The organism is Clostridium sp. C1, from assembly GCF_018223625.1.
Classification (GTDB): domain Bacteria; phylum Bacillota_I; class Bacilli_A; order Erysipelotrichales; family Coprobacillaceae; genus Allocoprobacillus.
The window spans coordinates 2,511,515-2,537,609 of the sequence record NZ_CP073631.1 but is presented as its reverse complement, the minus strand read 5'-3'; the positions used below and the strand labels follow the sequence as shown (position 1 = coordinate 2,537,609).

The 26,095-nt window shown below is 32.6% G+C and carries 21 protein-coding genes; 5 read left to right on the top strand and 16 right to left on the bottom strand.

Translation table 11 applies throughout. The features are described from left to right. The first annotated feature begins 64 nt into the window (after positions 1–64). The 4 genes from istA (at position 65) to KEC48_RS16440 (ending at position 2,069) form a co-directional block, all read left to right on the top strand. The gene (gene istA, locus KEC48_RS13570) at positions 65–988 is read left to right on the top strand and encodes an IS21 family transposase (RefSeq protein ID WP_211962973.1); all 924 of its coding nucleotides are present in this window, start codon (positions 65–67) and stop codon (positions 986–988) included. 145 nt (positions 989–1,133) lie between these two features. Continuing rightward, positions 1,134–1,325 carry a hypothetical protein gene (locus KEC48_RS13565; RefSeq protein WP_211962971.1) on the top strand — a complete coding sequence of 64 codons (192 nt, stop codon included), beginning with the start codon at positions 1,134–1,136 and terminating at the stop codon, positions 1,323–1,325. Further along, the gene (locus KEC48_RS16445) at positions 1,312–1,662 is read left to right on the top strand and encodes an ATP-binding protein (protein WP_211962969.1); all 351 of its coding nucleotides are present in this window, start codon (positions 1,312–1,314) and stop codon (positions 1,660–1,662) included. The genes KEC48_RS13565 and KEC48_RS16445 overlap by 14 nt, the downstream gene beginning before the upstream one ends. After that, positions 1,653–2,069: an ATP-binding protein gene (locus KEC48_RS16440; RefSeq protein WP_211962967.1), complete on the top strand. Its 417-nt coding sequence runs from the start codon at positions 1,653–1,655 to the stop codon at positions 2,067–2,069. The genes KEC48_RS16445 and KEC48_RS16440 overlap by 10 nt, the downstream gene beginning before the upstream one ends. Before the next feature lie 117 nt (positions 2,070–2,186). On the opposite strand, the gene KEC48_RS13550 is transcribed toward KEC48_RS16440, so the two are convergent. From KEC48_RS13550 to KEC48_RS13510, 9 genes are all read right to left on the bottom strand, one after another. Then, a complete protein-coding gene (locus tag KEC48_RS13550; RefSeq protein ID WP_211962965.1) occupies positions 2,187–3,287 on the bottom strand; it encodes a hypothetical protein in 1,101 nt (366 codons plus the stop codon). A 127-nt stretch (positions 3,288–3,414) separates the two neighbouring features. Further along, on the bottom strand, positions 3,415–6,609 hold the full coding sequence (gene carB / locus KEC48_RS13545; protein WP_087358629.1) for a carbamoyl-phosphate synthase large subunit: 3,195 nt from the start codon (positions 6,607–6,609) through the stop codon (positions 3,415–3,417). Beyond that, positions 6,602–7,681: a carbamoyl phosphate synthase small subunit gene (locus KEC48_RS13540; protein WP_087358627.1), complete on the bottom strand. Its 1,080-nt coding sequence runs from the start codon at positions 7,679–7,681 to the stop codon at positions 6,602–6,604. The genes carB and KEC48_RS13540 overlap by 8 nt, the downstream gene beginning before the upstream one ends. A 225-nt stretch (positions 7,682–7,906) precedes the next feature. Beyond that, entirely contained in the window at positions 7,907–8,254 is a 348-nt protein-coding gene (locus KEC48_RS13535; protein ID WP_249191369.1) for a P-II family nitrogen regulator, read from the bottom strand. A 13-nt stretch (positions 8,255–8,267) separates the two neighbouring features. Further along, positions 8,268–9,506 carry an ammonium transporter gene (locus KEC48_RS13530; RefSeq protein WP_211962960.1) on the bottom strand — a complete coding sequence of 413 codons (1,239 nt, stop codon included), beginning with the start codon at positions 9,504–9,506 and terminating at the stop codon, positions 8,268–8,270. 25 nt (positions 9,507–9,531) lie between these two features. Further along, on the bottom strand, positions 9,532–10,986 hold the full coding sequence (locus KEC48_RS13525; RefSeq protein WP_211962958.1) for a glutamate synthase subunit beta: 1,455 nt from the start codon (positions 10,984–10,986) through the stop codon (positions 9,532–9,534). 11 nt (positions 10,987–10,997) lie between these two features. Beyond that, positions 10,998–15,479, bottom strand: coding sequence for a glutamate synthase large subunit (gene gltB, locus KEC48_RS13520; RefSeq protein ID WP_211962956.1), 4,482 nt, complete (start codon positions 15,477–15,479; stop codon positions 10,998–11,000). A gap of 13 nt (positions 15,480–15,492) precedes the next feature. After that, positions 15,493–17,073: an asparagine synthase B gene (gene asnB / locus KEC48_RS13515; protein ID WP_211962954.1), complete on the bottom strand. Its 1,581-nt coding sequence runs from the start codon at positions 17,071–17,073 to the stop codon at positions 15,493–15,495. Between the two features lie 26 nt (positions 17,074–17,099). Next, entirely contained in the window at positions 17,100–19,193 is a 2,094-nt protein-coding gene (locus tag KEC48_RS13510; RefSeq protein ID WP_211962952.1) for a glutamine synthetase III, read from the bottom strand. Between the two features lie 255 nt (positions 19,194–19,448). On the opposite strand from KEC48_RS13510, the gene purF reads away from it, so the two are divergent. Further along, positions 19,449–20,849: an amidophosphoribosyltransferase gene (purF, locus tag KEC48_RS13505; protein WP_211962950.1), complete on the top strand. Its 1,401-nt coding sequence runs from the start codon at positions 19,449–19,451 to the stop codon at positions 20,847–20,849. Between the two features lie 26 nt (positions 20,850–20,875). On the opposite strand, the gene KEC48_RS13500 is transcribed toward purF, so the two are convergent. The 7 genes from KEC48_RS13500 to KEC48_RS13470 all read right to left on the bottom strand — a co-directional run bounded on the left by KEC48_RS13500 (position 20,876) and on the right by KEC48_RS13470 (position 26,092). Next, positions 20,876–21,460 carry a hypothetical protein gene (locus KEC48_RS13500; RefSeq protein WP_211962948.1) on the bottom strand — a complete coding sequence of 195 codons (585 nt, stop codon included), beginning with the start codon at positions 21,458–21,460 and terminating at the stop codon, positions 20,876–20,878. A 30-nt stretch (positions 21,461–21,490) separates the two neighbouring features. Beyond that, positions 21,491–21,886 carry a hypothetical protein gene (locus KEC48_RS13495; RefSeq protein ID WP_211962946.1) on the bottom strand — a complete coding sequence of 132 codons (396 nt, stop codon included), beginning with the start codon at positions 21,884–21,886 and terminating at the stop codon, positions 21,491–21,493. A gap of 90 nt (positions 21,887–21,976) precedes the next feature. Next, the gene (locus KEC48_RS13490) at positions 21,977–23,230 is read right to left on the bottom strand and encodes an ATP-binding protein (protein WP_211962944.1); all 1,254 of its coding nucleotides are present in this window, start codon (positions 23,228–23,230) and stop codon (positions 21,977–21,979) included. Positions 23,231–23,693: 463 nt separating this feature from the next. After that, the gene (locus KEC48_RS13485; RefSeq protein ID WP_211962942.1) at positions 23,694–24,305 is read right to left on the bottom strand and encodes a hypothetical protein; all 612 of its coding nucleotides are present in this window, start codon (positions 24,303–24,305) and stop codon (positions 23,694–23,696) included. Between the two features lie 190 nt (positions 24,306–24,495). Then, complete coding sequence (locus KEC48_RS13480; protein ID WP_087297378.1) at positions 24,496–24,978, bottom strand: GNAT family N-acetyltransferase; 483 nt, start codon at positions 24,976–24,978, stop codon at positions 24,496–24,498. 65 nt (positions 24,979–25,043) lie between these two features. Beyond that, complete coding sequence (locus tag KEC48_RS13475; protein WP_211962940.1) at positions 25,044–25,859, bottom strand: AAA family ATPase; 816 nt, start codon at positions 25,857–25,859, stop codon at positions 25,044–25,046. Positions 25,860–25,900: 41 nt separating this feature from the next. Continuing rightward, the gene (locus tag KEC48_RS13470) at positions 25,901–26,092 is read right to left on the bottom strand and encodes a hypothetical protein (RefSeq protein ID WP_087297377.1); all 192 of its coding nucleotides are present in this window, start codon (positions 26,090–26,092) and stop codon (positions 25,901–25,903) included. Between the last annotated feature and the right edge of the window lie 3 nt (positions 26,093–26,095).

Sequence of the window (26,095 nt, the reverse complement as noted above, 5' to 3'; positions counted from 1 at the left end):
CACTTTGCATTAATCAGGGTAATCTTTTTTGATATAATTCTTTCCTGTAAAGGAGTGAATTATATTGAATACAGCAGTCATTAAAATAAATAATTTGGATCAGGCTTTAATGTTAAGCAGAGCCTATAAGGAAGGAGAAATTAAATTGAATGTTTCTAAACTTGCAAGAGAATTAAACTGTAGCCGAAAAACACTAAGCAGAAGGCTAAACGGTATCGCACCTAAAAAAACAAGAAACAGAAAAAGATATTTAGATGATTATAAAGATCTTATATACAAATATTTGTGTGATGAACAGAGAAATTTTGATTATATCGATCATATTTATTATTTTATGAAACGTGAACATGGTATCACCTGTACACGTTCGACATTTTTCAGATACATTAAGGATAACGAAGAGCTCAATAGTAAATTTAAAAATAACAGAACCGATTCTTTTATCGAACGTTTTGAAACCAATCCTGGTCAACAGGCTCAGTTCGATATGAAAGAAAAAGTTAAACTTACAGATAAAAATGGCACGCAGACAGTAGTATATATTCCTACTCTGACTTTATCATGGTCAAGATATAATTACAGGCAGGTAATATTAAAACCTACAACTGATAACCTGTTAATATTTTTAGCCCAGGCATTTGAAGAAATCGGTGGTGTTCCTAAAGAACTGGTCATTGACAATCTTAAAGCATTTGTAGAAAAGCCTCGTAAATCAGCTGATGATAAAGCTTTATTAAACAGTAAATTTGAAGAATTCTGTAAAGATTATGGAATAACACCTATGCCATGTATGCCATATAGACCTCAAACCAAAGGAAAAACTGAGACACAAAATAAAATAGTGGATCAGCTTAAAAATTATAACGGTTATTATAGCGGATTATCTGATATACATGACAAACTGGAAATAATCAATAACGAGGATAATGAACGTTCCTCACAGGCAACAAGGCTTCCTAGAAATTTTCTTTTAGAAAGAAAAAGGTGATCTGCTTCCGTTACCCAGCAAAGAAATCAGAAGCAGGTATCACCTTAAATTAAATGAAGTCTATGTTACAAATGAATCACTATTCCAGTATAAATACAATAAATATTCCCTACCACAAGAATATATTGGAAAACGTGTCGGACTAGTGGTCCAAAACAAAGAACTTCTTATATATTATAACGGAAAAATTATTGAAAAACATCCTATTACTAATAATAAATTTAATATAAAAGAAGAACATGAACTTTATTATAAGAAAACAGATAAGCAGGCAGTTAAAGAAAGCAATCAAATAATATTAAAAGAACTGGAGAATATAATTTATGACAATGACTAATGATGTACTGGAACAATTGAATTATTTAAAACTGAAATCAGCATATTCATATTTAAATTCATTAGTAATGAATAATGAAATAGCTGAAGAAGAACTGCATGTAATGCATAAGATACTGAATAAGGAAGTGATAGCTAAAGAGGAGAATAACAGACTTTATAATGTAAAAGTAGCAGCATTTCCTTTTCTAAGAAAAGTTGATGATTATGATTTTAATTTTCAGCCAGGTATAAAAGAAGAAAAAATAAGATCTATTATTGAATCGGATTTTTATGAAAATGCTACAAATATCGTATTTGTAGGTAACCCTGGTACTGAAAAACACATTTGGCAATAGCAATTGCATATACAGTAGCTATAAGAAGAAATAGTGTATATTTTATTAAATTTAATAAATTAATCAATATACTAAGACAGGCATATAATGAGGGGACATTAGAAAGAAAACTAAGACTCTTTTATAAGTATAAGCTGCTAGTCATTGATGAAGTTGGATTTAATGAAATAACACCACTGGAAGCTAAATTATTTTTTCAATTGATTGATTTAAGATATACTAAACGATCTACTATTTTTACAAGCAATATTTCATTTGATAAATGGTCACAGATATTAGGAAATGATGAAATGATAACTAAAGCCATATTAGACAGGATTCTTCATTATTCATATTTATTTAATATCACAGGTCCATCTTATCGAATCAAAGATAAATTAAATCCTAAAAAAACTGAGAACACTTAATTGCAACAAATTGGTCAAATTATCTTGACTTTTATATTTTTTTATACAATGATCATTAAAATAAACCAACTCATATTAAAAAGAGGATATAATCCTCAATAAATCAAATGTTTATAATTATGACTTTGTATCAATATGAACTGTTGCCCTATTTATACGATTTGCATATTTATCTAAAGCATATAAACTATATGCAAACTCTGGGTTACTCCCTTCCTCGACAGAATATTCCGATGCAAATTCAAATACATCATCCATATGAAAATAATTATGATTTAAATCTATTTTCTTTCGTACAGTCCATACACTTGATAAATCATTTATACTTTTCAAGGAAATTTCTGCTTTAGATTGAGATAACGATTCTCCATCATTCAATGTTTCTTTATCTAAGACTGTTGCTTGATATTGAGAAAATCCATCATGTTGTAATGTCAAATAATGTCCATCATTAGAAAAACATACGCTTGTCTTCAAAGTATAATAATCTTTATATAAGTCTGTTTCATTTGTATCTTTATATAATCCATAACCCGTATAAATATATGTACCTGTTAAATGATTTGATGAATCAAGAAAATAATATTTATACAAACGAGGCCGATATACATAATTTGTCTGTATTGGTGCTGTTTCACTTATGAAATCTAAACATGGGATAAGATAGTTTTCTATTGGTAATGCCTTCCCTTGAATATGAACTATTTGAATATTTTCTTTTAAACTCTTATTTTCTGTATATTTCAAGACAGAAAATTCACCATGCATGTCAACAAGGTTCTTTGATATTATACTTCCATCATCCATTGCGTATATAGGCATGTCATTTTGAAAAGATACATCTAATTCATTAGAAATTTTTTCTATAGAACTTGGTCCAACAAAAAGAATAAAATGTTCCTTAATATAATCTTGAATGAACTTTTTAACTTCCATATTGGAAATCAACTTGTTATCAACAGCAACGATATCTTGATTATCAAAATGATATGAATTTAAATCAGAGGGATTTAGTATCTTTATTTCAAAATTTTTATATTTTTGATTAACAGAATAAATATCATCAAAATCTAATTTTTGATAAGAAATAAATACTAATTTTCCTGTTTGAGAAGACACCTCTTGATGAGTACGATTATAAGATTGATGCTCAATCACCATAACACATACAATTATAACCAATAATGAAATAAGGACTTTTAAAAAACGTGATTTCATTTAAAATTCCTCCTTAACATATCACTCCAATTTTAAACTTTTCCTACTTATATAGTATATTTTTTATTTCATATTATCAAGATAATTAAACAGGATGCCATAACCATGACATCCTTCTTTTCTTTTATTAAATTTTTGTAATATCAATAAGTGATGTATTTCCTTGATGTCTTTTTTCAAGACAATTGATTAATGCCTGTGCTGTATCTAATGATGTATAAATAGGAATACCAGCTTCTACTGCAAAACGACGAATCATAAATCCATCTTTTAAATTATTGTTTCTTGTTGGTATATCAATAATTAAATCAACTGTATCTGTCAACATTAAATCAAAGATTGTATTTTTCTTATCTGCAATGTAATTCACCAAATGTGCTGGAACACCATGTTCGATTAAATATGTGAATGTTCCAATTGTTGCATAGATATCATAACCAAACTTATGATATTGTTTTGCAATTGGTAAGAATTCATCTTTAGCACTATCTTTAATAGTACAGATAATATTCTTTTTCTTAGGTAAATCAATACCTGTCGCAATGAATGCTTTATATATCGCTTCATCAAAGTCTTTAGACACACCTAAAACTTCACCTGTAGATTTCATTTCTGGTCCTAAGCTAATTTCAGCACCAGTAATCTTTTCAAACGAGAAGACTGGCATCTTAATTGCCACTGTTTCTTTTTCCTTAGCCAATCCATATTCATAACCTTGTTCCTTGATTGTTTTTCCCATAATGACATGTGTAGCCACATCTACTACTGGAATATCAGTCACTTTTGAAATATAAGGAATAGTACGTGAAGAACGTGGATTCACTTCAATGACATATACCTGATCTTCATAAACAATAAATTGAATATTAATTAAACCAATGACATGTAGCGCTTTTGCTAGTCTTTGTGTATAATCCACAATCACATCTTTAATTTCTTGTTTAATCTTTTGTGGTGGATATACTGAGATACTATCTCCACTATGTACTCCTGCACGTTCGACGTGTTCCATAATACCTGGAATCAATACACCATGTTCATCACAGATAGCATCGACTTCAACTTCTTTACCAGATAAATATTTATCAATCAGGATAGGATGTTCCTGATATTGACGATTGATGATTTCCATAAATTTCTTGATGTCACCATCATTTAAGGCGATTTCCATACCTGCTCCTCCTAATACATAAGAAGGTCTGACAAGCACTGGATATCCTAAACGATTAGCAACCTCTAAAGCTTCTTCTGTTGTAAAAACTGTTGAACCTCTTGGACGATCTATATCACAACGTTGTAAGATTTCATCAAATCTTTCACGGTCTTCTGCTGCATCGACGTTATCAGCAGATGTTCCTAAAATAGGAACTCCCATTTCCATTAAGGCTTTTGTAAGCTTGATGGCTGTTTGTCCACCAAATTGTACAATGGCTCCGTCTGGTTTTTCTAAACGTACAATACTTTCGACATCTTCAGGTGTTAATGGTTCAAAGTATAAACGATCAGCAATATCAAAGTCTGTAGACACTGTTTCTGGGTTGTTGTTGACGATGATTGTATCATATCCTGCTTCTTTTAAAGCCCAGACACAATGAACAGAACAGTAATCAAACTCTATCCCTTGTCCAATACGGATTGGTCCTGAACCTAAAACCATGATTTTCTTTTTATCATCACGAGGATCAACTTCATTATGTTCTCCATATACAGAATAATAATAAGGTGTTGTTGCATCAAATTCAGCTGCACATGTATCTACTGTTTTATAAACAGCTTCAATATGATGATCTAATCTCATTTGATGAATGTCTTGGGTTGTATGATTTGTATACTTAGCAATAATTTGATCTGGAAATTCTAATCTTTTCGCAAGTTTTAATAATTCAACAGTCAGTGGTTCTGTTTTTAATTGTTGTTCGACTTCTGTTAAATGTTTGATTTTATCAATAAACCAGCAATCAATACGTGTTATATCATGAATTTCCTGTTCACTCATTCCTTGTCTTAAAGCTTCTGCCACTACAAAGATACGATGATCATCAACATCTTTTAATTTCACTCTTAATTCATCTAATGATAACCCATCAACTTCAGGAATATGTAAATCATAAACATTTTGTTCCAAAGAACGTAAAGCTTTCATAAAAGCCCCTTCAAAATTATGAGCAATACTCATGACTTCTCCTGTGGCTTTCATCTGTGTTCCTAGTTTTCTAGATGCCCCAACAAATTTATCGAATGGCCATTTTGGAATCTTACAAACAATATAATCTAACGTCGGCTCATAAGATGCATATGTTTTTCCAGTAACTGCATTTTTAATTTCATCCAATGTATAACCTAAAGCAATTTTCGCTGCCAGTTTGGCGATTGGATAACCTGTTGCTTTTGAAGCTAAAGCTGAAGAACGCGAAACACGTGGATTAACTTCAATGACACAATATTCAAAACTATCTGGATTTAAAGCATACTGCACATTACATCCACCTTGAATATTTAAGGCTGTAATAATATTTAAAGCCGAACTTCTTAACATCTGATATTCTTTATCAGATAAAGTTTGACTTGGTGCCACAACAATACTATCTCCCGTATGTACACCAACTGGATCAAGGTTTTCCATATTACATACTGTAATACAGTTACCATGTCCATCACGCATCACTTCATATTCAATTTCTTTCCATCCAGCAATACTTTTTTCAATGAGGCACTGACTCACACGTGATAAACGTAATCCATTAGAACAGATATGATGAAGTTCTTCTTCATTATTGGCAATTCCACCACCTGTTCCTCCTAATGTATATGCTGGTCTAACAACAACTGGATAACCAATTTTATTTGCAAACTCAATGGCTTCATCTACATGATTTACAACAATTGATGCTGCACATGGTTCTCCAATCTTTTCCATTAATGTTTTAAACTCTAAGCGATCTTCAGCCAGTTTGATTGTATCTGTTGAAGTTCCAATAGTACGCACATGATGTTTGTCTAAAAATCCTTCATCAGCTAAAGCCATCGCAATATTTAAAGCATTTTGTCCCCCAAGTGTCGGTAAAATGCTATCTGGTTTTTCAACTTCAATTAAATGTTTCACAACTGGTACAGTTAATGGTTCTATATAAACCTTATCAGCAATATCTTTATCTGTCATGATTGTGGCTGGGTTAGAATTAATAAGGACAACTTCTATTCCTTCTTCTTTCAAGGCTCTACAAGCCTGTGTTCCAGCATAGTCAAACTCTGCTGCCTGCCCAATGATAATTGGTCCAGACCCAATCACTAATACTTTTTGAATATCATGATTTCTAGGCATTTTGATTTCCTCCCATCATTTTGATAAATTCGTCAAATAAATATGATGTATCTAATGGTCCAGCACATGCTTCTGGATGGAACTGCACTGTTTTAATAGGTTCCTGTAAATATTCAATGCCTTCCAATGTTCCATCATTGACGTTCTGGAACCATATTTTTGCCACTTGGCTATCCAATGATTCTTCTTTGACAACATAATTATGATTTTGTGTTGAAATATAAACACGATTTGTTTTCAAATCCTTAACAGGGTGGTTGGCACCATGATGACCGTAAACCATCTTTTCTGTTTGAAAACCATGTGCTAAAGCCATTAACTGATGTCCTAAGCAGATAGCAAAAATAGGCAAACCACTTTGACTTAAAATCTTCATATTTTCAATAATATCTACGCATTCTTCAGGATCTCCAGGACCATTTGAAAGCATAATTCCATCAAAGTGTCCTTCTAAAATCGTCTTTGCTGGTGTATCAGCTGGGAAAACTGTCACTTCACAATTTCTTTTGACTAGTTCTCTGGCAATATTTTGCTTTGCCCCAAAATCATATAAAGCGACTTTATATGCACCCTTTCCTAAAACATAAGGTTCACAGCATGTTGTTTGTTTCACAACACCAGAAACTTTATACTCATGAATTCGTTTTAAAACATCACTTAAATCATCATAGTGATGTGTTGTAATCAAACCATTCATACAACCTTTATTTCTGATTAACTTTGTAATATAACGTGTATCAACACCTTGAATACCTACAATATCATGCTGTTTTAAATATTCTTCTAAATCCATATTCTTTCTAAAATGACTGCCTAATCTTGCCAGTTCATTCACAACAAAACCTTCTACGTATGGTTGTCTTGATTCCTGATCTTCCAAACAAACACCGTAATTTCCAATCAATGGATATGTCATTACAACACTTTGTCCAGCATATGAAGGATCTGTCAAGACTTCCAGATATCCTGTCATAGATGTATTAAAGACAAACTCACTAATGACTTCCTTATGACCACCAAAATGTTCACCTTCAAAGACATGTCCATCTTCTAATATCAAATATGCTTTCATTGTTACCTCCTTATATCATAAAAAAACATATCCATAAAAGATATGTTTTTAGAAATATAAAAAATGAGAAAAAGATGTTCTAACAATCGTTGTATCCATAACTTGTTTTCCCACCATAATTCTCATTCCTTTCTATTTATTCTTGTATAGTATAGTCAAATTTAACATAATTATCAAGATATTTTTTCATAATTTTTTATTATCATAATTTTAAATTATTAATCATTACTCATTAATTGCTTTTTCGCCCGTTTCACGTGTACGAATTTTCATAGCATTATCAAGCTTATAAGTAAAAATCTTACCATCTCCAACTTCTCCAGTATAAGCCGCCTGGCAAATGGCTTCAATTGTTTTTTCAGCCCATTCTTCACTGCTGACAACAATTTCAAATTTAATCTTTGGCAACATATTGACTTCAACTTCCTGCCCACGAATATACTCTGTATAGCCATGCTGTGTGCCACATCCCATTACCTGAGAAACTGTCATACCATTCACATGAATACGAGCAAGTGCTTCTTTCACTTCTTCATATTTTTCTTCTCTCACAATCGCTTCAATTTTGATCATATTCATTATCCTCCTAATCCAATCCATTAAAAGATGGATATGCATTTTCCTGATGTTCAGAAATATCTAATCCTTTTTGTTCTTCCTGTTTAGAAACACGAAGTGTTGTGAAGCATCTAACAATGGCTATACAAATAAGCGTTCCAATAATAGCCACAGCAATCGTAACAACGATACTGATGATTTGTGCTATGAATAATTGTGTATCTCCAAAGAACAAACCATTCCATCTGGCAACATCATTAATAGACGTTTGTGCAAACAAACCAGTCGCAATACCACCCCAGATACCGCCAATACCATGACATCCAAAAGCATCCAAAGCATCATCATAGCCCAATTTCTGTTTCACTTTAGAAATCATCAGATAACAAATAGGACTTCCAACAAGCCCAATAATGATTGATGCCCAAATAGGAACATATCCTGCTCCCGGGGTAATGGCAACAAGACCCACAACCATACCTGTTACACTTCCTACCAGTGTTGGTTTTCCACTCATCCATACATCCATACCCATCCATGATAGCATCCCAGCTGCTGCAGATAAACCTGTTGTTATAAAGGCATGTACAGCTAATTCATTGGCCTGTAAGGCACTGCCAGCATTAAAACCAAACCATCCAAACAACAGTAAACTGGCTCCCAAGACAACAAATGGAATGTTATGAACATGATATTGTACGCGTAAATAGTCTTTGCGTTTTCCTAGGACAATACATAAAACTAATGCACTGACACCAGAACTGATATGGACAACATTTCCACCAGCAAAGTCTACCGAACCAATTTTAGCCAGAAAGCCACCAAGTCCCCAGACCATATGAGCCATTGGATAATAAACAATGACTGACCAAAGAATAATAAACAAAAACAAAGCTTTAAATTTCATACGACCAGCAACTGCCCCCGTTATTAAAGCAGGTGTAATGATTGCAAACATCATTTGAAAAATTGAAAATTCTAAATGAGGAATTGTAGAAACATAATCTGTTGTACTTCCTTCAATGCCCTGTAAACCTAACCAGCTGAAATCTCCAATAATTCCAAAATGATCATTTCCAAAAGCCAGTGAGTATCCAAATAATGCCCACATAATAGCTGCAATACCAATGACAAAAACAGATGTCATCATTGTATTAACAACATTTTTACGGCGAACAAGTCCCCCATAAAAGAAAGCAAGTCCTGGTGTCATCAGCAACACCAGAGCACTGCATATCAACATAAAACCAATATCCCCTGAATTCATATCATAGACCCCCTAACTCTATTCATTATTCATTCATATAACTATATCCCATTAAATATCGATCCACTTCTTTGGCGCATTCATTTCCTTCCGCAATAGCCCAGACAACAAGAGATTGACCGCGATGCATATCCCCTGCAACGAAAATCTTCTCTTCCTTTGTCGCATAGCTCTTTGGCATTGTCATGACAAGCTGACGTTGATTCACAGATAAATCAAACTGCTCTTTAATATCATCTTCAATACCTACAAATCCTGCTGCAATCAGCAACAAATCTGCCTTCAGCATTTTTTCGCTATCTTCTTTTTCAACCCATTGACCATCAACCATTCTCCCCTGAATCGTTTTGACAGCTTTGAGTTGTCCATCTTCTTCAATACATTCTTTAATTGTTGTTGCATAAACACGTGGATCTTTCTTAAAAACAACCTGACTTTCCTCCTGTCCATAGTCTGTCTTCAATCCATCTGGCCACATTGGCCATGGACGTGTATTTTGATGAGGCGGAGAGGGCATCATTTCCAGCTGTGTAACTGATGCACATCCTTGTCTAATACATGTTCCAACACAGTCATTACCCGTATCTCCACCTCCTACAACAACGACATGCTTTTCTTTGGCATCAATACGAAAAGAAGTTTGATTCAATATATCCTGTGTTGTGCTTTTTAAAAAATCCACTGCAAAATATATACCTTTGGCTTCTCTACCTGATACATTTAAATCACGAGCTTTTTTAGCTCCACAACATAATACAATCGCATCATAATCCTGCAGCAATTCTTCTTTTGTCAAATCTTTTCCAACATGAACATTTGTATAGAACTGAATACCTTCTTCTTTCATCAATTGAATACGACGTTCAATAATTTGTTTTTCCAATTTCATTTGAGGAATCCCATACATCAGTAATCCTCCTAAACGATCATCTTTTTCAAAAACACTCACTTGATGTCCACGTTGATTCAACTTATAAGCCACTGTCAATCCTGCTGGACCACTTCCTACAATAGCAACTTTTTTAAATGAACATACAGATGATTTTTCAGCTTTCATCGATTGATTCTGATAAGCTTTTTCAATAATAAACAATTCATTATCTTTGATTGTGACTGGATCATCATGAATACCACATACACAAGCTTTTTCACATAATGCAGGACAGACACGTCCGGTAAATTCTGGAAAAGGATTGGTTTTTAACAGACGTGAAAGGGCACGTTCATCATTATGATGATAGATTTCATCGTTCCATTCTGGAATCAGATTATGTAAAGGACAACCTGTGACCATATGATTGATTTCAATCGCAGATTGACAAAATGGGACACCACAATTCATACAACGCGCTCCCTGCTGACGACGTTTTTCATTCACAAGAGGAATATGAAATTCCTGAAAACCAGCAATTCTTGTTTCTGGTGATTGAGTGAAATTATCTTCTCTATCAAACTCTAAAAATCCTGTTGCTTTTCCCATATATAACCCTCCTATTGATGAACTTCCTTAAAAGCCATGAGTGTAGCTTCATCATGTGCATAGCCTTGTTTTTCAAATTTTTCTATATTTTCTAACATATGTGCATAATTGACAGGCACAATCTTTTTAAAATGAGGTAGCCATGCTTCATAGTTTTCTAATATATCTTTAGCCAGTAGTGAACCTGTATAATCCACATGTTTTTGTAGTAATGTTTTTAATTCTTCAATATCTTTATGTTGTTTCACTTCCTGCATTGTCACTAATTCTTTATTTAAGCGTAAATATAAATCATGATCTTTATCTAAGACATAAGCGATCCCTCCGCTCATTCCTGCCGCAAAGTTCTTTCCTGTTTTGCCTAAGACAACAACTTTTCCACCTGTCATATATTCTAGTCCATGATCCCCACAGCCTTCAACTACAGCAATTGCTCCTGAATTACGCACAGCGAAACGTTCACCTGCACGTCCAGCAATATAAGCTTCTCCTGATGTTGCGCCATAGAGAGCTACATTACCGATAATCACATTATCTTGAGCCACAAACTGAGCATTTGAAGAAGGATGAATAATCAGTTTTCCACCTGATAAACCTTTTCCAAAATAATCATTGGCATCACCTTCAACACGCATTGTTAAACCTTTGGGGATAAAAGCACCAAAGGATTGTCCTGCCCCACCAAGACAATGGATTTGATAAGTATCATCTTGCAGATGATTTTGAAAACGTTTGGTGATTTCACTTCCCAGCAATGTTCCTAAACTACGATCTAAACTAGATATATGTATTGTTTCCTGATGAGGTTGATGACTATCTAGATCAGATAAAAATTTTGGCAACAAGACTTTCAAATCCTGACTGTCTTCCAAATGGAAATCGAAAGTATCTTCTTTTTGAAAATGAACATGAAGATTCTTTTTGTCAAAGAATGATTTTAATTTCTGATATTCTGGTTTCACTTTCAATACTTCCATATGTCCTACCATTTCATCAACACTATGGAAGCCTAGCTGTGCCATAATTTCACGCAATTCTTGAGCAATAAATTTCATAAAATTCATAACATATTCTGGTTTTCCTGCAAAACGTTTTCTTAGCTCCTTATTTTGGGTTGCAATACCTGCTGGACAAGTATCAAGATTGCAGACACGCATCATCACACAGCCCATTGTCACTAATGGTGCTGTCGCAAAGCCAAATTCCTCTGCACCTAATAATGCAGCCACAGCGACATCTCTACCTGTCATTAATTTTCCATCTGTTTCTAAAACAACACGAGTTCTTAAATCATTTTCAATTAAACTCTGATGAGCTTCTGCGAGTCCTAATTCCCAAGGTAATCCGGCATAATGAATGGAACTTTGTGGAGCTGCCCCTGTTCCTCCATCATAACCTGAAATCAGAATAACTTGCGCTCCCGCTTTCGCAACACCTGAAGCAATCGTTCCAACACCTGATTCTGAAACAAGTTTCACAGAAATACGGGCATCACGATTCGCATTTTTTAAGTCATAAATTAATTGTGCTAAATCTTCAATAGAGTAAATATCATGATGTGGTGGTGGTGAAATCAAAGTGACTCCTGGTGTTGAATAACGTGTTTTAGCAATCCAAGGATAAACTTTCTGTCCTGGTAAATGTCCTCCTTCACCTGGCTTGGCACCTTGAGCCATTTTAATTTGAATTTCTTTAGCACTCACCAGATATTCACTTGTGACACCAAAACGACCACTCGCTACCTGTTTAATGGCACTATTGGCTTCTGTGTATAATCTTTCTGGATTTTCTCCACCTTCTCCAGAATTTGATTTTCCTCCTAAACGATTCATCGCAATCGCTAAGCATTCATGTGCTTCCTTAGAAATAGAACCATAAGACATCGCTCCCGTTTTAAAACGTTTGACAATATTATCAACACTTTCAACTTCTTCAAGAGGTATAGCTTGTCGTTGTGTCATATCAAATTCTAATAAATGACGTACAGCAAATGGCTGACTTTCTAACTGACGAGAATATTCTTTAAACAACTGATAATCATTTGTTTGTGTGGCTCTTTGAAGTAAAACAATGGTTTCAGGACTGTACATATGCACTTCACTTTGTGGTCCACGTCTGAATTTATGAAAACCTAAGCTTTTTAATGATGTATCTGTCTTTAATCCTAATGGATCAAAAGCATGATCATGATAATAATGGATATCATCTTCAATATCAGTTAAACCTTTTTCACCCACACGATAAACAGTGTTTGGGAAATAATTGTCCATAACATCTTCTTTTAAACCAACGACTTCAAAGATTTGTGCAGACTGATAAGATTGCAATGTAGAAATACCCATTTTCGCAGCAATCTTCACAATTCCTTTTAAAACCGCATGATTATAATCTTCAATGGCTTTATTTTCTTCCTTATCTAACATATTCAGCTGTATCATTTCGATAATGCATTCATGAGCTAAATAAGGATAAATAGCTGTCGCTCCAAAACCTAACAGACAGGCAAACTGATGAACATCTCGTGGTTCCCCACTTTCTAAAACAATGGACATGGCTGTTTTCTTTTTTGTTTTAACCAGATGACTTTCGACAGCTGATACAGCTAACAATGAAGGAATAACCAGATGGTTATCATCTACACCTTTATCAGAAAGAATTAAGATATTGACTCCTTGACGATAAGCCTTATCACAATCAAGGAATAATTGATTCAAAGCCTCTATTAAGGAAATACCTTTATAATACAATAAAGAAATAACCTGACTATGGAAACCATTACGATTTAACTGTTTCAGTTTATCCATATCACGACTATCTAAGATTGGATTATTGATTTCCAGTACCTGACAGTTATCAGACTGGTCCTGCAATAAATTTCCATCTGAACCTAAATAGACTGTTGTATCTACAACCACTTCTTCTCTTAAAGAATCAATCGGTGGATTGGTCACTTGAGCAAACTGTTGTTTAAAATAATGGAATAATGTGGGATGTTTTTGACTCAACATTGCAAGAGGAATATCAGTTCCCATTGATGCAGTTGGTTCAATTCCATTTTTAGCCATAGGTAAAATCATATCTTTGACATCTTCATATGTATAACTAAAAATCTTATATAAGATATCGCGATCACTTTGACTATGAATATGTGATTTCTTATCTGGTGCTGGTAAGTCTTTTAAATGTAATAAATAATAATCCAGCCATTCTCCATAAGGATGTTCTTTCGCATAACTCATTTTACAGATATCATCTTCAATTAATTGTTGTTTTTGTGTATCAACCAATAACATCTTTCCTGGCTGAAGACGTGATTTTTTGACAATATGACTTTCATCAATATCCAAAACACCAACTTCTGATGATAAAATCAATGTCTGATCATCTAAAATATAATAACGTGATGGCCTTAACCCATTTCTATCTAAGGTTGCACCCATGAAAATACCATCAGAAAATAAAATCGCTGCTGGTCCATCCCATGGCTCCATCATTGTCGCATAATAATGATAAAAATCCTTTTTCTCTTGTGACATAGCTGTATGTTTCCATGGTTCTGGAATCAACAACATCATAGCTTTAGCCAATGGCATACCATTCATATATAAGAATTCTAAAGTATTATCTAACATCGCTGAATCTGAACCTCGAACATCTACAATCGGATAGATTTTGGCCATATCTTTTTGAAAATAAGGAGAATGGAGCGTTTCTTCTCTAGCCAACATACGATTCGCATTGCCACGAATCGTATTAATTTCTCCATTATGGGCAATCATACGATTAGGATGAGCCCTTTGCCAACTTGGATTGGTATTCGTAGAGAAACGTGAATGTACTAAAGCAATAGCACTATGATAATCATGATCCTGCAAGTCATCATAGAACTGTCTTAACTGATGAACAAGAAACATACCTTTGTAAACAATGGTTGATGAAGATAAAGAAACAACATATGTCTGTGGTGAAGATTTTTCAAATTCACGTCGTATCACATATAAAACTCTTTCAAAGTCCATTCTTTGTTGACAAGTTTTAGGCTTTTCAATAAAGCATTGCATGATATAAGGCATACAATCTTTGGCTTTTTGTCCTAAAATATCTTCATGACATGGAACTTGACGCCATCCCAAAAATGTCGCCTGATGTTTCAAGACAATACGCTCTAACGTTTTCATAGCTTTTTGTCTTGTCAGTGTATCTTGGGGTAAAAAAAACATTCCCACCGCATAATCATAAGGTTGAGGTAAAGCTATGTGAAGCTGTCTGGCAATTTTACTAAAGAAACGATGTGAAATCTGTAATAAGATTCCCACACCATCTCCTACCTTTCCACTGGCATCTTTTCCAGCACGATGTTCCAGTTTTTCTACAATAGTTAATGCCTGATCGACAACCTGGTAATCCTGTCTTCCATCAATATGCACAACAGCTCCAATACCACAGGCATCATGTTCTTTGACATTATGTAATCCCTGATTATATTCTTTCATCCAATCATCCTCTCTACTTTCCACTATCCCCATAATTTTTTAAGAATCTGGCCGATGGATCATCAACCTGACAGCCTTCCCAATGAGGATTAGGCATCCAGAATCCTTTAATCATATGTGCCTGATGTGGATAATATTTTTCAAAGATTTCACGATATAATAATGATTCTTTTGTAAAAGGTGTCGCAAAATCATAATGCTTTCTTTTTTCTTCAAATTCCTGATCACTATAATAATCATTAGCATAGGCTTTGATTTCATCACTTAATGAATGTCCTACAGCATCTGAAAAAGCAGCTTTTTCACGCATCAAAATATCTTGAGGCAAATATCCTTTATCAAATGCTTTACGCAATAAATACTTTCCTTTTCCATATGTATTCATTTTTAATTTTGGATCAATATGCATGACATAATCCACAAAAGCCAAATCACCAAAAGGCACACGTGCCTCTAATGAATGGACACTGATACAGCGATCAGCACGTAAGACATCATACATATAAATTTCTCGAATACGTTTTTCAGCTTCCTTTTGAAATTCTTTAGCATTCGGTGCAAAATCAGTATATTTGTAACCAAATAATTCATCTGAAATCTCACCTGTTAATAAAACTCTAATATCTGTATGTTGATGAATATACTGACAGACAAGATACATTCCAATCGATGCACGAATCGTTGTAATATCATACGTTCCTAATGCTGCAATAACGGGTTCTATCGCATGAAGCACATCATCTTTGGTGATAATCACTTCAGTATGTTCACTGCCAATAAAATCAGCCACTTCTTTAGCGTATTTTAAATCAATCGCATCACTTTCCATGCCAATCGCAAAAGTACGAATCGGCTTCTTTAATAAGCGTGATGATACAGCACATACAAGTGAAGAATCTAAACCTCCACTTAGCAGGAAACCTAATGGAGCATCAGCATCCAGTCTTTTTTCAATACCTTTGACTAATAAATCATGAATTTTTGTATAAATTGTTTCAAGATGATCATGATGATAGTTTTCCACCAGACTCATATCTCTATAACAAACAAACTCCCCATTTTGATAATAGTGTCCAGGTGGAAAAGGGATAATCTCATCACAGATGCCAACTAAATTTTTAGCTTCAGAAGCAAAGACAATGTGCTGATTTTGGTCATAACCATAAAATAATGGACGAATGCCAATAGGATCTCTGGCTGCGATAAATTCTTTTGTATCTCCATCATAAAGAATCAAAGCAAATTCACCATCTAATTCTTTAAACATATTGATACCCTTTTTTTGATAAAGAGGAAGCAGGATTTCACAATCACTCTCCCCTTGAAAGTCAAAGCCCTGCTTCATCAATTCTTCTTTCACTGGTCTAAAACCATAAATTTCACCGTTACACACAACATAATGATTCCCTCTTTGAAATGGCTGCATACCATATTCATTTAATCCCATGATAGATAAACGTTGAAATCCTAATAATCCCTGACCTGTATCAATAATACGCATAGCATCAGGCCCTCTTGTATGTGTTCTTTCAAATCCTTTTAAAAATACTTCTTTTGATGCATGTTGTGCACAATATCCCATAATCGAACACATTGTCATAACCCCTCTCTTATATAATTTTATAAAATACCAAATAACAGTTTGCCATATGTTGGGAATGGCCATACATTTTCAGCAGTTAATGTTTCCAATTCATCACATGGTGTACGTAAAGCACTCATAGCTGGAATGACTTCATCTCGATAATAGAAAGCTGCCTTTTCAAAGTCTTCAATCGCTTCAGCTTCTTTTAAGACTTTGTCTAAATGTTTTGTTGCTTTGAAAGCTTTATCTAATAATGCTGAAACATCTTTTAAAGTTTCTTTTTCATAAACATTTTCTAACTTGGCAACTTCTGTTTTCATTGCACAAGTTTGTGCTAACTCATATGAATATTGACTAACAGCTGGTAAGATTTCTTTTTGAGACATATTGACCATTGTTAAAGCTTCAATATGCAAAATCTTGACATATTCTTCCATCATAATTTCATAACGAGAATGAACCTCTTCTTCATCAAAAACTTTATGTCTTTTAAACAATTCAATATTGTCTTCCTTAATAAAATATGGTAAAGCATCAGGCGTTGTACGTAAGTTTAATAGTCCACGTTTCTTGGCTTCTTCGACCCATGAATCATCATAACCATTACCATTGAAAATAATACGTTTATGTTCTTTGATTGTTCCTTGAATCAATGCATGTAATGCTGAAGAAAAATCCGGTGCTTTTTCTAGAATATCCGCAAATTCTTTTAATTCATCTGCAATCACTGTATTTAAAACAATATTACATCCTGCAATAGATGAACTTGATCCTGGCATACGGAATTCAAATTTATTACCTGTAAAAGCAAATGGTGAAGTACGGTTACGATCTGTTGTATCTTTAGGAAATTTAGGTAAGACATGAGCCCCAATCTTCATGACTTCTTTTTCCTTAGAATCATATGGTCGATCTTCTTCAATAGCTTTTAAGATTTCAGCTAATTCATCACCTAAGAAAACAGAAATAATAGCTGGCGGTGCTTCGTTAGCTCCCAAACGATGATCGTTACCTGCAGTCGCAACAGATAATCTCAACAAATCCTGATGTTCATCAGCCGCTTTAATCACAGCGCATAAGAATAATAAGAATTGAGCATTTTCATGTGGTGTATCTCCAGGTTCTAATAAATTCACACCTGTATCTGTTGATAATGACCAGTTATTATGCTTCCCACTTCCATTAATACCATCAAATGGCTTTTCATGTAATAAAGCTACCAAACCATGTTTTTTCGCAATTCTTTGAATCAATTCCATTGTCAATTGGTTATGATCAGTCGCAATATTGGTAGTAGAGAAAATAGGTGCTAACTCATGTTGAGCTGGTGCAACTTCATTGTGTTCGGTTTTCACTAAGACACCTAATTTCCATAATTCTTCATTTAAATCATTCATAAATTCTTGAACTCTACTCTTGATCGTTCCAAAATAATGATCTTCCATTTCCTGTCCTTTTGGAGATGGTGCACCAAATAAAGTACGTCCTGTATAAATCAAGTCTTTTCTTTGTTCATAATATTTTTTATCGACTAAGAAATATTCCTGTTCAGGTCCCACTGTTGTTTTAACATTCTTAACATTTTCGTTACCAAATAACTTTAAGATACGTAATGCCTGTTTATTAATAGCCTGCATACTTCTTAATAATGGTGTCTTTTTGTCTAAAGCATGTCCAGAATAAGAACAAAAAGCTGTTGGAATACACAATACACCATTTTTGATAAATGCATAAGATGTTGGATCCCAAGCTGTATAACCACGTGCTTCAAATGTAGCACGTAATCCTCCATTAGGAAAAGATGATGCATCTGGTTCTCCTTTAATTAATTCCTTACCAGAAAACTCTAAAATGACTTTCCCATTTTTATTTGTTCCAATGAAACCATCATGCTTTTCAGCTGTTACACCTGTCATTGGCTGAAACCAGTGCGTATAATGTGTAGCTCCATGTTCCACAGCCCAATCTTTCATCGCATTCGCCACAGCATTTGCAATCTTGATATTTAAAGATTTCCCCTCTTTGATTGTTTTTTGAAGCTCTCTGAAAGTATCTTTCGCAAGTCTTTCTTCCATAACATCTTCATCAAATACTAATATTCCAAAAATATCAGTTATCTTTTTCTCCATATCTATCACTCCTTCTTATAAACGCTTATTTCTCGTTTACTTATCTTGCATTATGATACAGTGAATCATTTTTGTCAATGATTTTTTATCATTTTAATAAATTATTATTATATTCTATTGAAAAAACACAATTCTTTCGCTATAATATTCACGAATAGGAGATATTGAATCCCAAAGTACATGTTTTTGTGTAACATCTTATACAACAAATCTCAATATATATCTCCTATTCTTTTATAAATAAGGAGAATATAAATGGATGATTTAAAAGAATTACATGAAGAATGTGGTGTATTTGGTGTTTTTCAACACCCAAGTGCTGCCAAACTTTGTTATTATGGTTTACATGCTCTGCAACATCGTGGACAGGAAGGTGCTGGTATATTAGTAGCGAATAACCATCAGCTTTCTATTCATAAGGGTGAAGGACTTGTAACCGAAGTTTTTCATAACACTAAACTCAATCAAATGAAAGGTATTCACGCTATTGGGCATGTGCGTTATTCTACTGCCGGTGGTGGTGGCATTATGAATGTGCAGCCTCTTTTATTTAGAACTATGCATGGTGATATGGGAATCTGTCATAATGGTAATATTGTCAATGCGAATGTACTCAAAGAAAAGCTGGAAGAACAAGGAAGTATTTTCTCATCTTCATCAGATACAGAAATCTTAGGACATCTTATTAAACGTGCCAAAGGTCATATGATTGACCGTATTTGTATGGCATTAGAACAGTTGGATGGAGCTTTTGCTTTTCTCATTCTTCTAGAAGATCGTCTTTATGCAGCGAGAGATCGCTATGGATTAAGACCTCTTGCGATTGGACAGCTCCCTAATGGAGCATATGTCTTTGCTTCAGAAACATGTGCATTAGATATTGTGGGCGCTAAATTTCTAAGAGATGTCGAGCCTGGAGAAATAGTCAGAGTCAAAGGCAATCAATTGTTATCTCGTCTTTATACAAAACAGCCTATACATGATAAGATCTGTGCTATGGAATATGTATATTTTTCTCGTCCTGATAGTACAATTGATGGCATCAATGTTCATACAACAAGAAAAAATGCTGGAAAACAACTTTATTTAGAAAGTCCAGTAGATGCTGATATCGTGATTGGGGTGCCTGATTCTTCTATTTCCGCTGCCATTGGATATGCAGAAGCTTCGCACATCCCTTATGAAATGGGACTGATTAAAAATAAATATGTAGGAAGAACTTTTATTCAACCTACACAAGAATTAAGAGATCAGGGTGTACGTATGAAACTTTCTGCTGTTTCTTCTATTGTCAATCAAAAAAGAGTCATCATGATTGACGACTCTATTGTACGAGGTACAACTTCTAAACGTATTATCAAATTACTTAAAGAGGCAGGAGCAACTGAAGTTCATGTTAGAATTGCTTCTCCTGCAATCAAATATCCTTGCTTCTATGGTGTAGACACGTCTACTCTTGATGAATTGATTTCTCATAAGATGACAACTCAGGAGCTTTGCGAATACATCGGTGCAGATTCACTAGCATTTATCAGTGAAGAAGGACTGAAAAAATCTATTCATTTTAAAAAAGAACATATCTGTGATTTATGTATGGCATGTTTCAATAGAAAATATGTCACACCTCTTTATGATAATGATTTTCAAGATGATTAAGACATCTTTTTAATAACTATTTAAAGTCATATTATTTTATAATGTTTGAAAAGAGAAGCTTCACCAAGCTTCTCTTTATGCAATTCATTATTAAAATGAACATAATCTTTTATTTTCGATATGATTTCATCCTGTGAGATATGATTGAGCATTGTATATCTTATACGATAATAACAATCATCCAAATAAACTGTAAAATAACATTCATTTGTATCAGTATTCATATTTATAATCACTTGATCATCATCAACAACAATCATTTCTTCTTTTCCAATAATAGACTGTGGATAACTCGTTTGTTGATGAATAGTATATTCTGTAGTTTTGGAATCTAATGTAAAAATATACTCATAAGGTTCATAATCTTCAAAATGAATAAAATAATTTTCATGTACACTTAAAAGCTTATATTCACCTGTATTGATAAAAGCATCAAAATCATAAAGGTCATAAAATGACAAATGAGAATATTTCTCAAAATCTTTTATATTTTGGAAATTATGTATCTTGTTGACATCAATAAAGAGTGATTGAATGATCAAATAAACAATAACATAGATACCTAAACCTATAATCAGCAAAATACCTATCATTTTCACTATTTTTGTCATTATTATCATCCCCTTATATAATAATCTATTTTATAAGACAATTTGTATCGCTATAAAAAACGCCAAAATACTTATTACAAGTAAAACACCTAAGATTTTTAATTTAACATTTTCTTGTTTGATTGATAACCATGAAAAACGTTCCGTTATGAATTGCTGATGATAGAATTCATAGACATCTATTCCTACAAACAATAGATATATAAGAATTAATTTCCAATCATTAATTTCTGATTTTGAAAATGAATAATATGAATAAAATAAAACTGCTGGAATGAATAGAGTTAGCATAATGTATAAGCATTTAGAATATTTTAACATATGCCAATGACTATATCTTTGATAACTTTGTGAAAAAACTCTTTTAAGCATAAGAAATGAACACACTGTTAAAAACCATGTATCTGTTGATGTCAAAACAAACATCGTTATTCCTCCTATCAATAAGAAAGATAAACACATCTTTCTTATTGTAAATGTAACATAAAGTTATGAAATTCCTGTGTATCCATTGTTCTAACGTAAATGATATTTAACAGCTCTCCCTTTCCCCGACTTATAAATAATATTTTTATCAGATAATGAATTCAGTATTCTAATAAGCTTTGCCTTATTATAATGACTTTGTTTTTCTATTTCTGCTCTTGATAGTTTTAAATTCCCATGAAAAATCTGTATAATCTGTTGTTCTTCACTTGTTAAATTAGTAACATCTAATACAGTTGGTAATATGATTGTTATAGAGTTCTCATAGACTTTGAATTGTGGTTTCGTTAAAGAATTGTTATAGGATTTATTGATTCTTTTGATTCCTGTACCAAACATTTCTATATATCTCAGTCTATAGAAAACATTACCTATAATTGGATTTCTAAGCATTGAAATCTGTCCATCAAGATATTCTGATTCCCTTCTTCCTGAAGGGAGTCCTCCTGGAGATCTTATCTCAATTCTATCATCAAACATACTAACCATTATAAATGCATCAATATCCCAGAAGCGATGAATAATAGCGTTGGCTATAGCTTCACGAAAGGCATTTTCTGGAATACGTGTGACAATCTTTCTAGAAGTTCCGTCAATTTTTTCATATTGATAATATTTTTTATACATTTCAACGCTTTCTTCCAATAACAACAAGATAGACTTATTTTCTAAAGTGACTCTATCCATAATTTCATCAATATCTTGACCAAACCTTATCATATCGACACCTTTATAATCATTTTGATCAGCAAGTAATGCTGCAGCATTATTATATTGATGATTTTTTGTATATAAATCTAATGTTTTCAAAATATCATCATTGACTTTTTGTATAGCCAATTTATCTTTCAAAGCTTTTTCTAAACAATTAAATGTTAAATCCTGTTTTTGAGAAACAAGTTCATCATATGATTGATGATTTCCTTCTAATATCAGTCTGTTCAATTCTAGTCTATCTACTTCAATAGTTGATGTATCGTGTCTTTTATATGCTTTTCCTTTATATAAATAAGGTTTGAAGTCACTTTCATAAACAGTAAGAGTAATTGTTGAATCATCATTAATATTCAAATCATATACTGGCACAGGATTCATATTATCATTCATCTTGTTTTCAATACTTAAACAATCATCTATTGTATTTTTTATTCCTTTGACTTGACCATCATCATCAATTCCAAAAACAATTCTTCCTGTTCCATAGTTTGCGAAAGCACTGACTGTCTTGAGAAATGTGTTGGATTGTATCATTTCTTTAAACTCTAAATTTCTAGATTCTTTCATAACAGTCTCCTCCCTGAATATATTATCGTTCCATTCGTTTTGCAACGAAAAATATTATCGTTGCATTTTTATTGCAACGAAAGAAAAAAATCGTTTCAAATCATATGAAACGAAAAAGTAACTATTCAAAAAGTATGACCACAATATTCATTATTAAACTCTTTCAATAATTCTTTTCCTTAAATCCTTTTTTCTACGCCATCAATAATATCTTTCAAAACAATACTATCTCTTTATTGAGATAGAACCATTAATACATGTTACTTATATAAAGATTAAATTTATATTTTCATGCTTATGTTTATCTTTTCATTAGGTAAGGCTAATAAAAATGAAATAATAACAACAGAATCTGTAGTTATATTATAACAAAGAAGAACTCCTATAAGTTCTTCAATAAGTTTTTCTCTTAAAGTGTTATCTGAAATAACCTTTAAAAATTATATATACTTTTTATTGATTATTATTCACTTCTTGGTGCTTGTTTTGTGTCATGAAAAGTAATAGTTACTTCAATACCATAATCACAATTTTCTTTAGTAAAATTTTCAGGGTTAGGTGGATCAATTGGATTATCTTTTTTTCCAAGTACTGTAAAAAGGACAATTTCTTCATTTGCTTCGATTTTTTTATTATCTAATGTATTTGCAAACATGACTTTATTGCTATTTAATGATTCTAAATAATGTTGAGAAAAATTATATTTGATTATATTATTTTCAGTTTCTGAATGGATCAAATAAATATCGTATGTTTCATCACCTAAAACAATAGCTATTTGTCCATGAGAATATATATCATCTTCGTAAGATATTATCTGTTTTTCCCATTCATTTTCTTTTTCATATACACAAACACTTGCAGATTTCAAAGGCTGACTTAATTCATATTCATAGACAGGATAATCATCTTCTATATCACCAACAACACTTTGAGTTAAAGCTGTTTCAGAAATATAATTGATTACACCTGATGTTGTAGATTCATTTTCAGCATTATTATTGTTTGATTTCTTTGAACTTGTACACCCAATCAACACAAAAACACATACAATAAATAATAGAACTTTTTTCATAAAACTCATCCTTTCTTTATCTATTATCATTATACCAATGTTGATAATAACATTCAAAATAAACAAATCTTATGAAAATATTAATGCGAAATACTATTTCATGAAAAACTTAGGATTTGAAATGCTAATAAACCATTTAAAACCAGAATTGAAATCAATCATGTACCTCATTCTCAAGTCTTACTTATTATCATAATTTTAAAACTGCAACTATTTCTTCGCCATCCATTTCACCATTCTCTATAAAGTCAAATTTTGAATAAAGTCTTTTTGCATTTATATTTTCAGGTTCATAAGATAAATAGCAATATTCTGCCTTACCACACGGAAATGTCCTAATAAACTCTAAAGCTAAACGAATGGCTTCTTTTCCATATCCATTGCCTTGATATTTTTCATCAATCATCAATCGCCAGATACTATAGTTACCATAAGCTATCTGTGGTGGGTTATCAAAAGATTCATCTACATCATAACCTATCATCAAGAAACCAACAGGAATTTCATCTTCAAAAATACCAAATGGAAAAGCGTGTCCATTTCCTGTTATCGATATATATGCTTCTATGATACTCAAATCATTAGGTGCAACAAACGATTCTTGTTCCTTACTCACATGTAGCTTTAGTATATCCCATATATTTTTCGCATTTATTTTTTCAATTCTAATCACAATATCACTTCTCCTTAAATTACTATTTATCAACTTAGAAATCAATATTTCGTATAGAAAAAGATTTATTCAAATTCTTTTTCATGTTCTTTAAAAAAATTGTAAAAATATCTCATATTTTCTAAATCACTCCATTTCATAATGGCATATTCTTTTGAATCAAGATTATATATTTTCGCATCCAGAGTTCCTAACATAAAAGGTGAATGTGTTGCGATAATAAATTGACACTGAAACCATCTTGCCATATTATTAATTTCTTTTGCTAATGCGACTTGATTAGCAGGAGAAAGAGATACTTCTGGTTCATCTAATAAATATAACGCATCAGGTTGCAAAAAATCATCAAAATACTGCATAGATGTTTCCCCATTAGAATATTTTTCTTGGGCAAACATGATATATTCCATCTGTCTAGCACCTTCTTTTGACTCCAAATATTTTCTTGCTTCTTCTTTCGTCATCCCCTTTTTTACATAGTCATATAACATTCCATCTGATAATACTTGTTTTTGTTGAATTTTCTTCACCTCATATAAAATATCTTCACTTTTGATATAGCAACTATTCTCTGGCAAACATTTAATCTTATGACCAAGTTCATCTTCACCCAGACAATAAGAACATTTAAAGCAAAATTCATTGTAGTAATCTTTTATACCATATGAATTACTCGTAGCATTTTCTTTACCTTTTAACCTCAATTTATTAGCGATGATATTAAGTAATGTCGATTTACCAGAACCATTATTTCCATAAAAAACTGTTATTGGAGTAAATACGAAAGGCTCTATATCTTTATTTCTAAAAACATTATAAGGATAGATATGATGATTAGATATTTGTGAATCACTCAATTGAAAACTTCTTAAATATATCATGAATAAAGAATCACCCTTTCTTTTCTAAATTAGGTTTTTTATCATTTTTGTTTTCCAAAATATTCTAATAAGTTAGATATTCCTGAAATTATCCAAAATATCGCTATTATAATTAAGACAATTCTCCATCCTTTAGAAACTTCTGCAATAAAAATAAAAGTATATAAAGCAAATATACTTAATAACAGGCAAATTATTGTTGTAATTACTTTTATTTTTTTACGTTTATCCATAAT

Bases quoted from the DNA above. Each gene is read 5' to 3' on its own strand.
- KEC48_RS16445 (WP_211962969.1), top strand. From the start codon at position 1,312: ATGACAATGACTAATGATGTACTGGAACAATTGAATTATTTAAAACTG.
- KEC48_RS13550 (WP_211962965.1), bottom strand. From the start codon at position 3,287: ATGAAATCACGTTTTTTAAAAGTCCTTATTTCATTATTGGTTATAATT.
- carB (WP_087358629.1), bottom strand. From the start codon at position 6,609: ATGCCTAGAAATCATGATATTCAAAAAGTATTAGTGATTGGGTCTGGA.
- KEC48_RS13540 (WP_087358627.1), bottom strand. From the start codon at position 7,681: ATGAAAGCATATTTGATATTAGAAGATGGACATGTCTTTGAAGGTGAA.
- KEC48_RS13535 (WP_249191369.1), bottom strand. From the start codon at position 8,254: ATGATCAAAATTGAAGCGATTGTGAGAGAAGAAAAATATGAAGAAGTG.
- KEC48_RS13530 (WP_211962960.1), bottom strand. From the start codon at position 9,506: ATGAATTCAGGGGATATTGGTTTTATGTTGATATGCAGTGCTCTGGTG.
- KEC48_RS13525 (WP_211962958.1), bottom strand. From the start codon at position 10,986: ATGGGAAAAGCAACAGGATTTTTAGAGTTTGATAGAGAAGATAATTTC.
- gltB (WP_211962956.1), bottom strand. From the start codon at position 15,479: ATGAAAGAATATAATCAGGGATTACATAATGTCAAAGAACATGATGCC.
- asnB (WP_211962954.1), bottom strand. From the start codon at position 17,073: ATGTGTTCGATTATGGGATATTGTGCACAACATGCATCAAAAGAAGTA.
- KEC48_RS13510 (WP_211962952.1), bottom strand. From the start codon at position 19,193: ATGGAGAAAAAGATAACTGATATTTTTGGAATATTAGTATTTGATGAA.
- purF (WP_211962950.1), top strand. From the start codon at position 19,449: ATGGATGATTTAAAAGAATTACATGAAGAATGTGGTGTATTTGGTGTT.
- KEC48_RS13500 (WP_211962948.1), bottom strand. From the start codon at position 21,460: ATGACAAAAATAGTGAAAATGATAGGTATTTTGCTGATTATAGGTTTA.
- KEC48_RS13495 (WP_211962946.1), bottom strand. From the start codon at position 21,886: ATGTTTGTTTTGACATCAACAGATACATGGTTTTTAACAGTGTGTTCA.
- KEC48_RS13490 (WP_211962944.1), bottom strand. From the start codon at position 23,230: ATGAAAGAATCTAGAAATTTAGAGTTTAAAGAAATGATACAATCCAAC.
- KEC48_RS13485 (WP_211962942.1), bottom strand. From the start codon at position 24,305: ATGAAAAAAGTTCTATTATTTATTGTATGTGTTTTTGTGTTGATTGGG.
- KEC48_RS13475 (WP_211962940.1), bottom strand. From the start codon at position 25,859: ATGATATATTTAAGAAGTTTTCAATTGAGTGATTCACAAATATCTAAT.
- KEC48_RS13470 (WP_087297377.1), bottom strand. From the start codon at position 26,092: ATGGATAAACGTAAAAAAATAAAAGTAATTACAACAATAATTTGCCTG.